Raw genomic sequence first — 12,670 nt, forward strand, 5'->3', positions numbered from 1 at the left:
GACTATATGCAAGAACTCGTAGTAAACAACGCCTCCACGGAGTTGCTTGATTCCTTAAAAGAGCTGCAATCCTTCGTTGAAAATAACAGCGCTGCGCCTAACACAGAAATTGCCTATGCAAAACCTTGGAAGGATTTTGAGACGTATTGCTATAAGTTAGGGCTGACACCGCTACCTGCCGATGAAGGCGCAGTCGCGCTTTTTTTACATCACCTGTATAAAGCAAAAAAAGCGCAAGCGTACTACGATTCAAAAATCACTGGCCGCAATCAATGCTAAGCACGTCAAGATGGGCTTTAAGTCCTTCAGTGACTCCATGCAGGTTAAGGCTGTGTTGTTTTCCATCAAACGTCATGATAATTACCAGCCTAAGCAGGCTAAACCTTTATTAAAAGCAGAGTTTGAGCAATTGTTGTCAGTCATTGATACACAGTCACTGGCCGGAATACGCGATTTAGCCTTATTGTCATGGCTATGGTTTGGAGCTTTTAGAAAGTCCGAGATTGTTGCTGCAAAGGTGGAAGATTTAGAAAGTGTGGCAGGGAAGGGGATGTTGCTTAATTTAGGGCGCAATAAAGTGAATCAAACAGGTGAGAAACGCTTGCAGGTGCCAATGATACTGCAACCGGTCTATCCATATTGCCCGAGTACATTGATGCAGTTGTGGTTGGAGCGCAGCAAAATTAAAAAAGGCCCAGTGTTTAGAGCAATCAAAAAAGGGGAGCAATTACAAAGCAAGGCTCTATCCAGCAGTGCTGTTGACCATATCCTCAACAAATACCTCGATCTTGCAAACTTGACAGGCTATACGCCACACAGCTTTAGAGCAGGATTCTTGACGGAAGCTAAGCTTGCAGGTGCGCCTGATGAAAAGCTCAGGCAAGTCAGTCAACATAGTTCTGCGGCGTTGGAGCGGTATATCCGACCTGTGGAGTTACTTGATCATCCTGCGGCAGCATACATTATTTAATTGGAGAAAATGCAAGTGGGAACAGAGATTACACTGAGAATTGAAAATATAACTTTAACCTACAGCAAGAATGATATTGGTGATGACCATAGTTCTATCTTTCAAGAGAAAGACCACATGCCGGTAACATCAGACCAGATAAATTATGATTATTTTAAAGAAGCTGGAAAAAGCCCTGGCCACATGGAGGCAGCCCTTGTGCGCTCACTTAAAGAAATTAAACCAAGACTAAAATTATTAGGATTTAATCTTCAACATGCAGAAGATGAATATAATAAAAAGATTAAAGAAGCAGATGATAACCTAATATATGAGGAAATAGATTTTAATAAGAAAGAGCGGCCAACATTCACAGAGTTTTGTAAATTAATTACACAGCGCCCCGTCAGTAGTTTTAGTGATGAATACATAGATTATGAAGATCAAGAAAAGGAAATGTATAAAATCCGTGGGCGTTTAACTAACTGTAAATTTAAATCTTTACCTTCATTTGAGCGTGCTGAAGCGGACTCATATTCCGAATCAAGCTATTTTTCTTACTTAATCGGCTTCATAGACCCATATTCAATATTAATAATCTTAGCCGAAAACGAGGAAAATCTTGAAGCTAGAGTAATATGGCAATATGGGCCATTGGTGTATGCAGGGTGGGCTTCTAAAAGTGATTTTATATCTGGATCAAATCGCAATGAAAAATTCCTTCTTCTTACAGAAGGTAAGTCTGATACAAAAATAATTAAACATGCATTAGAAAACCTTTACCCAGAGATATACGATTTTTTTAATTTCATTGACTTAGACATTAACGGGATAAACCACCCTTTTTTTAAGGCGAGCGAACTAGCCAAGCTTGTCAAAAGTTTAGTCACAATGGACATCCAAAATAAAACGGTTGCAATATTTGACAATGATGCTGAAGGAAATGAGCAGTACGAAACAATTAATACAGATAAATTACCAGAAAATATTCAAATTATGCTTTTACCTAAGCTTAGCGAATTTAATAATTTTCCAACCATTGGCCCAGATGGTGAAAGTTATGGAGATATAAACGGAAAAGCGGTTGCTATTGAGTGTTTCCTCGATCTTGATAGTGGTGAAGAACCGAAGGCTAAAGTGCGCTGGAATTCATATAAAAAGAAGGTTGGCCTTTATCAAGGTGCATTAGATAGTAAAGAAACGTATTCAAATAAATTTTGTAAGCAAACGCGCGAGAGCTTAATGGATGGCTCGTATGATACCAGAAAAATTAAAATTTTAATCGATGCACTATTAGAAAAGTGCTATCTTATTTCAAAGCAGTAGGGGGTGTATACAATTTAATTAAAATCAAAAGAAAATAAACACACAACAAAAGACACTTTATAATTTAGAGCTTGCTATGCTGAATTTCTTGTTCATCTCAGAAGAGTCCAAATTGTTACAAAGTACCTGAAATGTTATTTATCAAATCTATGTTGCTAAAACTATTAGACTTCTTATTTTCTGTAGGCTAGAAGCAGCAACTTGGTTATTTTGCTCCGCTCTCCTTTTAAGAAAAGGTTTAACTAAAGGAGGTTGATCATAAACTTTACCTGCCAAAAATCGACGAATATGGCGCATATACACCCTCTTAAACAAAGAATACTCGCTATGCTGGTGTCCAACAGACAATCTGTCTTTATCATATAGCTCCATGCTTGCGGCAAAAATTAACGGATGACTCCATCGCTGACCTGAATATTTGTGCGCGTTCTTTGTATATTTATAGCACTCATCATAAGCAAAACGAAAGTTTGGAAAACCCAGCTCTTCGGGCTGCAAAGCTCTACAATAACCCAAAAATCGCTGTGCTGAGATAATATGCGGCAGCTCATCTTGTGGAAGTAAAGATAACTTGTTACAAACCGCCTCTAACTCTAGCTGACTGATTGGCTTGAGTGCTTCATTCCACTCCAAAACATAAGCATCACGCTCAAGATCATTTTTAAAGCCTTTACTCTCCCATAGCCGATCATAAATAATATCAAATTGCGCAAAGACAAACTGGGATTTATCGGAAGGCAACACTTTCTTTTTAGACGCACGAAACCGGCTTGGCAGATTGCTCTGGCCCTGCAAAGTACATTGGAGTTGCTTATTAACAGCTAAAACACTTTTCATATCTATATCATAACATATGCAGAGTATTTCTTATTGGAATATACCGTGTTATTCTTTTTTTAAGCACATTAATAAGGATATTGCAATGCGAAACATATTCACCCAACACCCTCATGATGTTAATGAAACCTATTTCCAACACTTTTGTTTTGCCGCTTCTCGTGGTTTGAAATCAATCTGTTGTGGATTTGGCTTGATCATCCATGCCGTCTTCCCTTTTTTATTCATACAAACAGGAAGTAACTTTGTTGGCAATATGCACAAAGAGATGCAGGAAAAACGTAAAATTTTAGCTGAAAAGAAAAAAGAGGCTGCTTAAGCTCTGAAGCGTTTGCCCTCCGACCACTCAGGGCGTTTCTGATGTTGGGCCATAGCCTGCTGATTTTGTTGCTTCACTTGCCCAAATTGATTGACATTAAAACCTTTCTCTCGCCACATCCCTGTATGGCTCATCAAAAAGACATAACCATATGGCAAGCCATCAATGGTGTTCATAATACACTAACCCCAATATTTAATTAATTTTCTAACGAAACGAAATGCTTTTTAAGCATACCCAGCAGAATTACACCCATCAAAAACAGTTCTATCGAATAGCGATAACTCTTTTTGAGTCCAAAAAAGCGTTCCTTTGTGCTTTCTTAGCTTTTCTAACAGGTCAGGTCTTGACTGGAAAAATTGAACGGCTCGCGCTTTAAATATTGCTAACTCTTCTGAGTCGAAAAACATAACACTCTCTTATAATCAATAGGATTTACTAATGTTGCATAGAAGCAAAGAAAAAACAATAGGATTTGTTACGGATTTTTTACAGCATGAAAATTAAAGTGAGCCGAAGCCCACCTTAATTTGTGAAAAAGATTAAGACTTAGCTCTCAGCCTCGTCTTTATCTTGTCATTTTTTTTGTCTAGCTGATGGCGACTCCAAAAGCCGTAAACAGCCATGAGTAGAAAGACCAGTGCAACAATAGAGAGAACAAAATTAAAACCCATAATTCACTCCAAAACAGCTCTCATTAATGATCATCCTTTTTGTTGGTTTTCGTCAAGAAAATACCAACGACCCACATGATTAGCCCTAAAAATACTAATTTCTCAGCATCTATCGTGCTAATGCCGCCTTGGTGTAAGAACATACCAACAATACCACCACCAATGGCTGCTAAACCTGCCTTACGCAAGTCTTCAGCAAGGGCTTCAGTACGTTTGATGTCTGACTGGGCCAGCTTTTTAATCCACTTTATCACACTTCTTTTGATTTTCTTTGCCATGAATCCTCCGTTTCAGATGCGGAGGAACCCCAAGTGGAGTTTCCCCCACTTGGGTTGGTTGTTTAAATTAAGCGGCGATGGTTTGGTTGAGTTTGCCTAAAATGCATTGCACCTCTTGAGCGAACGGGCCTCGAATCACCAACTTCACTTTCTTTTGTAATTTTGCTGTCACCAGCATGCGTTGATAAAACATCACATCACGATACCGCTCACGCATAAGCATGAGGTAATCGTCAGGATTGCCTTGCCAACCGTGAGGCGGACAAAAAGCACACTCGCCACTTTTGCCAGCCTCTGTGTCAATAACGGACATATTGATCTGTGCCATGCGTTGTTTCTCCTGAAAGTAGTGCTGTTGCAATGATTTTTTTGTGGGAAAGCCTGCATGTTGGTGCTGGCACCACACATCATTCCAATCCACACTTTTTCGATCACCTAACAGACACTGATCAGGCAGCATAACCAGCACAGTGATGCCTTGTTGCTGTAGCCGCTCTTTTAAAATCAAAGCAGCTTCTTCACCTGCACAAGAGCGATCTTGATCAGCCCAAATAATGACCGTGCGAATACTTTTAGGCGGCTGTACGCTTTTTAAAAGTGTTGCAGTCATCGCTGACCATGTAGGAATACCGGTGGCAAGGTAGACAGACAACGCTGTCTCTATACCTTCAGCGATTCCTAAGATGCTCCCCTGCGGCCCCACTAAACGAATTGCGTTACCGGCAACCGCAAGGTTGTCAGGAATGCTCATCATTTTTTTCACTTTCTCAACAGGCGCTTTGTGACCCTCGTTCGTTAAATACGTTCGATGCAAAGTCACGATCTGACCGGCTGCATTTTGAACTGAACACACCATCGCAGGAAATTCACCCACACGATGCCCTTCTTCATCGAAGTAAGGCAAAGCCGGATGAAAACGCACACAGTCACTTACATGAGAAGTAAAACAGCGGCGTTGTTGCAGATAACGCTTCACCGCATCGTCACCGAGCGGTTGAGCTTGATTCCACACCTGAGTAATCCAAAATGCGGCTTGTTCAGATTGCTTTTTCTGCTGAGTCAGTTGCTGTTGAGCATGTTGTAGCCAAGGTTGCTGCTTGTGTGAGTCCACTTGATTATGCAAGCTCGTCACCCCTAAAAAGGCGGCGACCTGCTCAAGCGTCTCACGAAAACTCCAACCATTGAGCCATTTTAATAATTCAAAGCCATCGGATTTTGCGCCACAGCTATTGCAAATGCCCCCACCAGTTTCATTCACATCTTTAAATAAACGAAACCCGTCTTGGCCGTGATGCACGGGGCAGGACACATGTCGTCCAGGCTTTTTTAATGCGCTTTCTAATTGCGGTGCCAGTCCAGACAAGACACATAACCATTGGTTCTGAGCCTTTTCTCGTACTTGCTTTGCATTAATGTAGTTCATAATTGCCTCCTGAAATAACCTGACATCGAGGTTTCTCAAAGCCCCTGTATCAGAGGATTTAAGAAACCCCGACACAGAGGATGGAGGCACCCCATAGGGAGTTGCCTCCCCTTGGGGTGAATGGTTATGCTGCATATTGCTGCTGTTCGAGGATGAGATCACGAAGTTCATCGGCACAAAAGCCGAGCATTTCCGCGCAAACACAAAAACTAAATGGATGCTTCTCTGTTGAGAGTACCCACGCTAAAGCTTCTTTAACAGACTGCCTAGCAGTGCGATGATCAGCGAGTGCTGATAACGCGCCATAGAGCATTCCTTCTCGAAGCTTAAACACGTCTTCGTCTGTCCACTCAATTGCCTCTTCCAACGGCAATACCAGTTGATATTCTTCAAAGTAACGTTGTGCCAAACTCATCATGCCCTCCCTATGCCACCAAAACCGCATGAGCAAGAGCGAATAATGATTGCTTGAGTTCACTGACATCGTTGATCACGACTGATGAAGTAAAATAATGTTTGACCTCATCATATTTGATTCCGATGCCAATCAACTCAATGCCACTGTCTCGACATCGCTGAATCATCGCTTTCGCATGATCTGGTCGTGTCGGTTGGCCATCGGTGAGCACAAAAATAATTTTGCGCTCTGTTCGTTGGCCGACAATAGCAAGCACTGCATTCAGCAGGGCTTGAGCTAAAGGAGTATTCCCTTTAAAGCCACACTTAAAGCGTCCTGCTTGTTGAGCCACTCGTTCACTTTGATTTAATACGGTGTAATGCTTTGAGCCAGTAAAACAACTGGCACTCACATGTACCCCTTTAATGGTTTCTAAACCCAGTGCTAAACACAGAGCTGCTTGTAGCGCCACATCACCCATCGCTTGATTTTGAGGAGTGCGTACCGCCATTGATGCGGAGCAATCGATTAAAAAGTGCACCGCCGTATTCGGCATCACTTTATCCACCGACTTGACGAACACTTTGTTGCACCCAGTTGCAACTCGATGAAGCTGTGTTCGTGCTAAACGTCTGCCTTGGTCACTGTAACGAACTGATACACGTTGGTTGGCCTGGACTAATCCCATGAGTTGAGCACGGAGCATCATTGATGCCTGTGCAGCGTCATGAAGCAAGTCACATCCTGACCCACTATCGTGCATAGTGTGTGTTGGCAAAGGTTGAATTTCATTCTCGACTTCATCGTCACGAAAGGACTGTAGAATGTGAGACTGAAGATCACCCATCACCTCATCATCGGTCGCATTCAATAAAGAATCGAGTACCTGTTGCGTGCTCGGGATAGAAGAAGATGGCGCTTTCTCTGGTGAGTTTTCAGAGTTAAAACTATCCAAAGAATCTGAGTCTAGCTCCTTGCTATCATCACCTGCTGAAGGTTGCTCCTGACTCTCATCATTTGCATTTTCAGAAGACTCGTCGGATTGCTCATCGCTCTGAGATTCTGATTGAAGTAAATCAATCACGGCTTGCGCCAAAGCCACCGCCTCTTTTGTAGAGGTTAGCGACTTAGATTGTTGCAGCAATAAATCAACTTGGTTGAGCATGGGCAACTGTGAAATCAAACACTGACGGTAAGCGATTAAATGTTCATTCACCGCTTGAGTCAGTCCATGACAACGTACCCAAAACAAGCAATAGCCTGTGAGTAATTGTGCAACATGTGCTTTGGCATCGGGCATTTCAAACAAGCCATTCGCCTTACAGTACTCGACTGTAGCGTTCAGCGTAGTGATCGTGCCCGGATACAATCGCATCATTTGCTTTTCAATGCGCCCGTCCTCAAAAATGTTGCTCAGCGATTGGTGCAGTGGACTGCTAAATCCACAGTAATCTGCAAATTGAGTCAATCGCACATGCGCCGCTTCATGGGCTAAATAGCCCCATAAAGCATCTAAGTTTGGATAGTCTTCAGGCAGCGCAGGCAATTGAATGGTTTGACCATCCGTATATGCCTCCTGTCCGCCAATTTTAACTTTCACGCCGAACTTTTCAGCATAGGCATTCGCAACAATAGGAAGTGCTTTAAAAATTGTTTTCATGGTGTTTCTCCACGTAAAAAAGAGAGACACCTCCCCAGTGGAAGGTATCTCCCACTGGGGTTTAGATGTAATTTAGAAGTAACTAGACTCAGCTTGAAAATTTTCGCTGGTGGATTGAGCTGCAAAAAATGCATCCATATCGTCCAGTTGAGTTTTCGGTTGAGTCGGTAAGGGGGTAGAGAATGCCTGAGCAGACACTTCACCACGCGCAAATTGCTCGATGCGGTGACGGTCGCTCAGCAGCAACAACAGACTCATCAATTTATGAAAAGTGTTGCCCATGATCTTGTGGCCATCCAAACATTCCACTTCACGTAGAACATCACGCATGAGTGAGACAATCGGTAAGATTGCGCCATGCAAAAAGGATAACCCATCAATCTTGTCGCACAGAACAGCAAGCTTATTGCTCATCCGAGTGTGACATTCATCTTTACCCACTAAATTTTGATAGAGGTCATCGGCTTCTCGAATCACTTCACTGATTAAATCATCACCCAACTGATCGACACCTTGCTCTAATCGTTTAGAGCTGGCATCACTGCTGGGTTGGATTTTAAAAAGCTGATAACCAGAAAATAACCGTTTAGCGACTTGTTCTTTCGGCATAATGCTCGATTGAATCGCCGCCGCATAGTTCTGATTTTCATGTATCCAGGCTTCCAGTGAAGCGTCATAGTCCGACAAGAATAACTGCTTATTGTCCTCAAACTCATCGCAAATCACGTCGAGTTCTTGGGCAAGCTGATCTTCTTTGGCGGTTGGAACAGCATAACCATTCAAAAAGTTCAGACCATATTTTTCACACGTTCTAATGGCACGGCGTTTTAGACTGTTGAAGTGTTTTAGCAAGTCAGGATTACAAATACGTTTGCGTCCTAAAAGTGCTAACCGCTCAGGAGGAATGTCGCCGCCTTCACCCAGCTTTAAGTCGCTGATTGAAAGCTTAGTCATGCCACTCCAAATGGTAAAGTCCAACTGAAATACGCTCAGTGCTTCTAAAATTTGTGCTTGTTTCATGGTGTTATCCTCAAAAAATAAACACCATGCGCCCAGGGGCGCAATGGTGCGCCCGAAGAGGCTTAATTAAAAATAGGCAGAAAAAGGTTCATTAAAGTGAGGGCGACTCTGAACCAGAGCGGCCTTATTTACTTTAGGTAGAAGCTTTTCTGACCCTAATTTACGGTACTGGTTTAACTGATCATCACTCAATTGTGGCAATAAAGTTTCGACGATTTTTTTATAATCAATCGCTCCTTTTGCCATTGAGCGCGTCAGTGTTAGACCACCGAAGTCGGCAATTTTGTTGTTCCCCATCCCTTTTTCAAGTTCAGTAAGACACCCTTTTTGTGCCAACTCGTAGGCTTTGACCGTTTTTTTCAATGCAGCGAGTTTTTCTGCGTAAAAGCAATACTCAGACACATACTCAGACTGCACGCCGTGTAATAAAGCAATATCACGCTCAGGGTCACGTTCTGGTGCAACATCGGTTTGCACCGCCTGCCAAAACGCCGAGGCTTTTTTGACCAATTGCGAAATGAGTTCTTCATCACGCCGAATCAAAAAGACCTTAATCTGACCCTCATGGTAAAAACACAAATAACCTTGCTGCGCTTCTGCCACGTAGATTTGATACTGCACTTGATAAAAATACAGTTGGTAAGCCTTGCTGTGCTCTTTTTGCTCAATCACATCCTGCCACGTTTTAGGTGAGGGGACTTTCAATTCAACAGGAAACCCCTGTGAACTTAAGCCATCAAACGAAGCACGAATCACTGAATGTTCAGAGCTTTCAGCACAGAGAGGAATGAGTAAATCATCCAACAGTGCTTCCATCTTTGCGCGTGCCGCAGGTTCCAGTGCATGTCCTCTTTTGACAAAGAAGTTATCACTCAAATCAGGCGGCTCCACACGTTGCGTTTTTTCAGCCCACAAGCGCCAAGGCGTTTTGTAAGGCGAAGTATTCATAAACACCGCAGCATCCGAAGCACTCACGCCGAGCTTGCGCCAAGCGTGCCATTGATCAGAGCCTTGAATCAGGTCAACGACTTTCATCGGCATTTCCTCCGAAATAGAAGTTAGCTTGATTTATTGTCTCTTGAGCTGGTGCCTCAAACTCTGCTTCCTCAACAGGTGTTTCAGGCGTTGGGGTAGGCTGAAATTCAGCTTGCGCTTCACTCAGTCGTTGCAATGCATAGTCTTTGTCAGCCCCTTGCAGTTTTGACTCGACATAGCTTTTTGCAGTATCCCAACATCCAGAGGGTTTTGCTCGCTCAATTAACTGATTTAAAGTTACATCAAGTGAGCTACGTGCTTCCTGTTCCAATCCCGGTGTCGCTGTAGACAGAGGCACCACATTGGTCGGCTGTTTGGTTGGGGTAATATCGACTTCTTGGCGATTCATCTCACAAATGCGCTCAGCTTCATCGAGATCATAAATCCCAGCAAAACCAATCGCAACTCGTGCCGCTTGAATCAGTGCCTTATGGCCCAACATCCGTTTTGGGTGTGATTGCCAAGGCCCATCAATCGTGTAATTACCGTAATCCCCTTTTTTCTCAATCGCAGGACGATAGACTTCATCAAAGTACTCACGAACACAGACAGGGTGTGAGCGATCTTTACGATAAATCACACACTCTATCCATTCGTGACATGACTTATGCTTATCATCGAGGTTCACTTTATTATCGGCATAGCGAAATTCCATCCCATCGTAAAATTGGTTTTCGTTGATGATACGTGACCATCCATCCACACTCACGACAGGAACAATTCCACCTTTTTTATCAGGAAACGCCCAAATCTCTTTTAAAAAGGGGTTGAGGTTGAACTGATCTGCGACCAACAACAAAGCCACCATTTGCTCAGTTGAAATGTCGGGGGCAGCCCAATGGCCGCTCTTATCTTTTCTGGCCGGTTGCTTAAATGCAGTGGCTTTTAAAGTATTTAAAAGCTTATCCGCATCAAGGTTAAACCGCTCTGCAAAACGAATGACCAGTGAGTTATTTGCATTTATCATGGTGTATCTCCTAAATAAGAAGGGATACACCTCACCCAACCGGGGAAAGCATATCCCCATTGGGTTTGATCTGTTACAGCAAATTAAAACAAGCGTTGCCTTTAGCATTAAACTCTTCACCAGGAACGTACCCGGCATCAAGTTTTTTGCAAATCGACAAACGCTCTAATGCTTGAACAGCACTTGGTATATCAGAGGTTTTAAAAGCTTCAAGATAAGTCATCTTGTGTCGAGCGCCTTTACGCTGACTCACTTCTAACAACACGGTTGAGTTTTGTAATTGACGATAGCCTATGGCCCAATATTCGTTTTCTTTCCAGAAGAGCTGGCACTGAATACTCATGCGGCTTGCTCCTCTTCTCGCCAGGATGACCCGAAAACATCTTTACTAATGCGTAAAATAGCTTCGCGTTCTTCATAGCTTGCTCGGAAAGTTAACGCTTGATCTAAGGCATAACCAATCGCATTAGGTGCACCCTTAAACGTTTGAGTAAGCCGCGCCCATCGAACCAAAGTTCGTGTAGACATGGTGATACTCAATGTTCCAGCGTGACCTTGTTCACCTAGGAATAACCGGCGTATCTCGTTAGCGACTTTAATCATCGACGAACGAATGGTATCCGGTAGACTCGGTATTGCTTTATCTAAAATAGACGACTCTTCTTGCTCAGAAGCGTATCCCACACGCATAAACCGATAGCGATCTAATGCAGCTAAGTTCTGCATTTGAATCCCTTGGTAAAGCCCACTGGAATCACCTGAACCTGTCGAGTTCCCCGTGACAATCACACGAAACATTTCATGAGGCTGAATCACCTCACCTTCGTTTTGTGGAATCACCAACGGTCGTCCTTCTAAGACATCGTTGAGTCCGGCCAATTCCGCCGGGTCAGCTAAATCCACTTCGTTGATTAAAAGAATATGTCCTTCTTTCATTGCACGTGCCAATGGCCCATGCACGAATGTGGTTTTAGTGCCGCCCAACCGGTCAGCAACCAACTGAATAGAACCCACCAGATCGGAAAGCTCCATGCGCCCATGGGCGCATAATTGCTGGGCAGGCCAATTTAATCGAGCTGCGACTTCAGTCACGCCCGAGGTTTTACCTGAACCTGTCGGCCCGGAGATATAAAGCGCATCAGAGCACGGTTGTGCTAAAAACGCTAAAATGTCTCGCAAGAACTCACGACGAAACAGGTAATTGTCATCTTTTTTGGGAATGCAGGGATGCGTCTCATCGAGATAACCCAAGACACGCAAGTCAACATCAAACCCAAAACGTTCTTTCACCGTAAAAACGGTCATTGAATGATTCATGGTGTACTCCTGTAGATCGCTGAGTACACACGCTCCCCACGATTGGGTAAAAAGTGCATACCCAATCGAGGTGTTAATTTAGAAATTAAAGTGCGCCAATCACTTGTGGGTGACAGTTGACACTGATTTCTTGATTTGAAACCGCAGTGATTGCAGAACAATCATTGAGGATGTTAATAGGCACAACCACACGTTTGCTTAAACAGTGATGCGGTTGGTCTTGATTGCGCAAATAAGCAGGCTCGTCATATTGCGCCCAGTTTTGAGTTAACACTGGACTCATAGCAAGTCGTCTTACTCGTTGAGGTTGAGCGTGTGACGCAGGAAAGAGCGCCCGTATTATTGAAGTCAACAGAGGTACAATAAGTTGCTTTAGGCCGTTTAAAGCGAGAGCAAGTAAACCCAGTGTGACAATAATAACGATGAAATGGCTCATGTGTTTCTCCTAAAAATAATCAGGAGCAAACA

Annotated in this window: 16 protein-coding genes; 4 read left to right on the forward strand and 12 right to left on the reverse strand. The window is 43.2% G+C overall.

Annotation, left to right across the window (positions count from 1 at the left end; genetic code table 11):
• Nucleotides 1-6: 6 nt before the first annotated feature.
• Genes BGC07_RS20270 through BGC07_RS16445 form a run of 3 tightly spaced genes read left to right on the forward strand, consistent with a single transcriptional unit; the run spans nucleotide 7 to nucleotide 2,275 of the window.
• Nucleotides 7-279, forward strand: coding sequence for a hypothetical protein (locus BGC07_RS20270; RefSeq protein ID WP_069314155.1), 273 nt, complete (start codon nucleotides 7-9; stop codon nucleotides 277-279).
• Between the two features lie 10 nt (nucleotides 280-289).
• Nucleotides 290-970: a tyrosine-type recombinase/integrase gene (locus BGC07_RS16440; protein ID WP_069314156.1), complete on the forward strand. Its 681-nt coding sequence runs from the start codon at nucleotides 290-292 to the stop codon at nucleotides 968-970.
• A gap of 15 nt (nucleotides 971-985) precedes the next feature.
• Entirely contained in the window at nucleotides 986-2,275 is a 1,290-nt protein-coding gene (locus BGC07_RS16445; protein WP_069314227.1) for a HEPN/Toprim-associated domain-containing protein, read from the forward strand.
• A 147-nt stretch (nucleotides 2,276-2,422) separates the two neighbouring features.
• Here BGC07_RS16445 and BGC07_RS16450 read toward each other — a convergent pair whose 3' ends face one another.
• Nucleotides 2,423-3,112, reverse strand: coding sequence for a replication protein P (locus BGC07_RS16450; protein WP_069314157.1), 690 nt, complete (start codon nucleotides 3,110-3,112; stop codon nucleotides 2,423-2,425).
• 85 nt (nucleotides 3,113-3,197) lie between these two features.
• On the opposite strand from BGC07_RS16450, the gene BGC07_RS16455 reads away from it, so the two are divergent.
• On the forward strand, nucleotides 3,198-3,431 hold the full coding sequence (locus BGC07_RS16455) for a DUF6356 family protein (protein WP_069314158.1): 234 nt from the start codon (nucleotides 3,198-3,200) through the stop codon (nucleotides 3,429-3,431).
• Here BGC07_RS16455 and BGC07_RS16460 read toward each other — a convergent pair.
• From BGC07_RS16460 to BGC07_RS16515, 11 genes are all read right to left on the reverse strand, one after another.
• On the reverse strand, nucleotides 3,428-3,607 hold the full coding sequence (locus BGC07_RS16460) for a hypothetical protein (protein ID WP_069314159.1): 180 nt from the start codon (nucleotides 3,605-3,607) through the stop codon (nucleotides 3,428-3,430). The genes BGC07_RS16455 and BGC07_RS16460 overlap by 4 nt on opposite strands.
• Nucleotides 3,608-4,128: 521 nt before the next feature.
• Nucleotides 4,129-4,383 carry a hypothetical protein gene (locus tag BGC07_RS16470; RefSeq protein ID WP_069314161.1) on the reverse strand — a complete coding sequence of 85 codons (255 nt, stop codon included), beginning with the start codon at nucleotides 4,381-4,383 and terminating at the stop codon, nucleotides 4,129-4,131.
• A 67-nt stretch (nucleotides 4,384-4,450) separates the two neighbouring features.
• Nucleotides 4,451-5,806 (reverse strand): DUF7146 domain-containing protein, encoded by a 1,356-nt coding sequence (locus BGC07_RS16475; protein ID WP_158006996.1) that lies wholly within the window; start codon nucleotides 5,804-5,806, stop codon nucleotides 4,451-4,453.
• A gap of 124 nt (nucleotides 5,807-5,930) precedes the next feature.
• Nucleotides 5,931-6,224, reverse strand: a complete 294-nt coding sequence (locus tag BGC07_RS16480) for a hypothetical protein (RefSeq protein WP_139121811.1) — start codon at nucleotides 6,222-6,224, stop codon at nucleotides 5,931-5,933.
• 7 nt (nucleotides 6,225-6,231) lie between these two features.
• Nucleotides 6,232-7,863, reverse strand: coding sequence for a cobaltochelatase CobT-related protein (locus BGC07_RS16485; RefSeq protein WP_069314164.1), 1,632 nt, complete (start codon nucleotides 7,861-7,863; stop codon nucleotides 6,232-6,234).
• A 72-nt stretch (nucleotides 7,864-7,935) separates the two neighbouring features.
• The gene (locus BGC07_RS16490) at nucleotides 7,936-8,883 is read right to left on the reverse strand and encodes a DUF3150 domain-containing protein (RefSeq protein WP_069314165.1); all 948 of its coding nucleotides are present in this window, start codon (nucleotides 8,881-8,883) and stop codon (nucleotides 7,936-7,938) included.
• Nucleotides 8,884-8,949: 66 nt separating this feature from the next.
• Nucleotides 8,950-9,918, reverse strand: coding sequence for a YqaJ viral recombinase family nuclease (locus tag BGC07_RS16495; protein WP_069314166.1), 969 nt, complete (start codon nucleotides 9,916-9,918; stop codon nucleotides 8,950-8,952).
• A complete protein-coding gene (bet, locus tag BGC07_RS16500) occupies nucleotides 9,905-10,885 on the reverse strand; it encodes a phage recombination protein Bet (RefSeq protein ID WP_069314167.1) in 981 nt (326 codons plus the stop codon). The genes BGC07_RS16495 and bet overlap by 14 nt, the downstream gene beginning before the upstream one ends.
• A 73-nt stretch (nucleotides 10,886-10,958) precedes the next feature.
• Nucleotides 10,959-11,228, reverse strand: coding sequence for a hypothetical protein (locus BGC07_RS16505; protein WP_069314168.1), 270 nt, complete (start codon nucleotides 11,226-11,228; stop codon nucleotides 10,959-10,961).
• Nucleotides 11,225-12,202: an AAA family ATPase gene (locus BGC07_RS16510; RefSeq protein ID WP_077217013.1), complete on the reverse strand. Its 978-nt coding sequence runs from the start codon at nucleotides 12,200-12,202 to the stop codon at nucleotides 11,225-11,227. The genes BGC07_RS16505 and BGC07_RS16510 overlap by 4 nt, the downstream gene beginning before the upstream one ends.
• Before the next feature lie 85 nt (nucleotides 12,203-12,287).
• Nucleotides 12,288-12,638: a hypothetical protein gene (locus tag BGC07_RS16515; protein ID WP_069314169.1), complete on the reverse strand. Its 351-nt coding sequence runs from the start codon at nucleotides 12,636-12,638 to the stop codon at nucleotides 12,288-12,290.
• Between the last annotated feature and the right edge of the window lie 32 nt (nucleotides 12,639-12,670).

It is taken from the genome of Piscirickettsia litoralis (genome assembly GCF_001720395.1).
In the GTDB taxonomy this organism is placed as follows: domain Bacteria; phylum Pseudomonadota; class Gammaproteobacteria; order Piscirickettsiales; family Piscirickettsiaceae; genus Piscirickettsia; species Piscirickettsia litoralis.

Bases quoted from the DNA above. Each gene is read 5' to 3' on its own strand.
- BGC07_RS16515 (WP_069314169.1), bottom strand. From the start codon at position 12,638: ATGAGCCATTTCATCGTTATTATTGTCACACTGGGTTTACTTGCTCTC.
- bet (WP_069314167.1), bottom strand. From the start codon at position 10,885: ATGATAAATGCAAATAACTCACTGGTCATTCGTTTTGCAGAGCGGTTT.
- BGC07_RS16450 (WP_069314157.1), bottom strand. From the start codon at position 3,112: ATGAAAAGTGTTTTAGCTGTTAATAAGCAACTCCAATGTACTTTGCAG.
- BGC07_RS16440 (WP_069314156.1), top strand. From the start codon at position 290: ATGGGCTTTAAGTCCTTCAGTGACTCCATGCAGGTTAAGGCTGTGTTG.
- BGC07_RS20270 (WP_069314155.1), top strand. From the start codon at position 7: ATGCAAGAACTCGTAGTAAACAACGCCTCCACGGAGTTGCTTGATTCC.
- BGC07_RS16460 (WP_069314159.1), bottom strand. From the start codon at position 3,607: ATGAACACCATTGATGGCTTGCCATATGGTTATGTCTTTTTGATGAGC.
- BGC07_RS16480 (WP_139121811.1), bottom strand. From the start codon at position 6,224: ATGATGAGTTTGGCACAACGTTACTTTGAAGAATATCAACTGGTATTG.
- BGC07_RS16490 (WP_069314165.1), bottom strand. From the start codon at position 8,883: ATGAAACAAGCACAAATTTTAGAAGCACTGAGCGTATTTCAGTTGGAC.
- BGC07_RS16495 (WP_069314166.1), bottom strand. From the start codon at position 9,918: ATGAAAGTCGTTGACCTGATTCAAGGCTCTGATCAATGGCACGCTTGG.
- BGC07_RS16455 (WP_069314158.1), top strand. From the start codon at position 3,198: ATGCGAAACATATTCACCCAACACCCTCATGATGTTAATGAAACCTAT.
- BGC07_RS16475 (WP_158006996.1), bottom strand. From the start codon at position 5,806: ATGAACTACATTAATGCAAAGCAAGTACGAGAAAAGGCTCAGAACCAA.
- BGC07_RS16485 (WP_069314164.1), bottom strand. From the start codon at position 7,863: ATGAAAACAATTTTTAAAGCACTTCCTATTGTTGCGAATGCCTATGCT.
- BGC07_RS16505 (WP_069314168.1), bottom strand. From the start codon at position 11,228: ATGAGTATTCAGTGCCAGCTCTTCTGGAAAGAAAACGAATATTGGGCC.
- BGC07_RS16510 (WP_077217013.1), bottom strand. From the start codon at position 12,202: ATGAATCATTCAATGACCGTTTTTACGGTGAAAGAACGTTTTGGGTTT.
- BGC07_RS16470 (WP_069314161.1), bottom strand. From the start codon at position 4,383: ATGGCAAAGAAAATCAAAAGAAGTGTGATAAAGTGGATTAAAAAGCTG.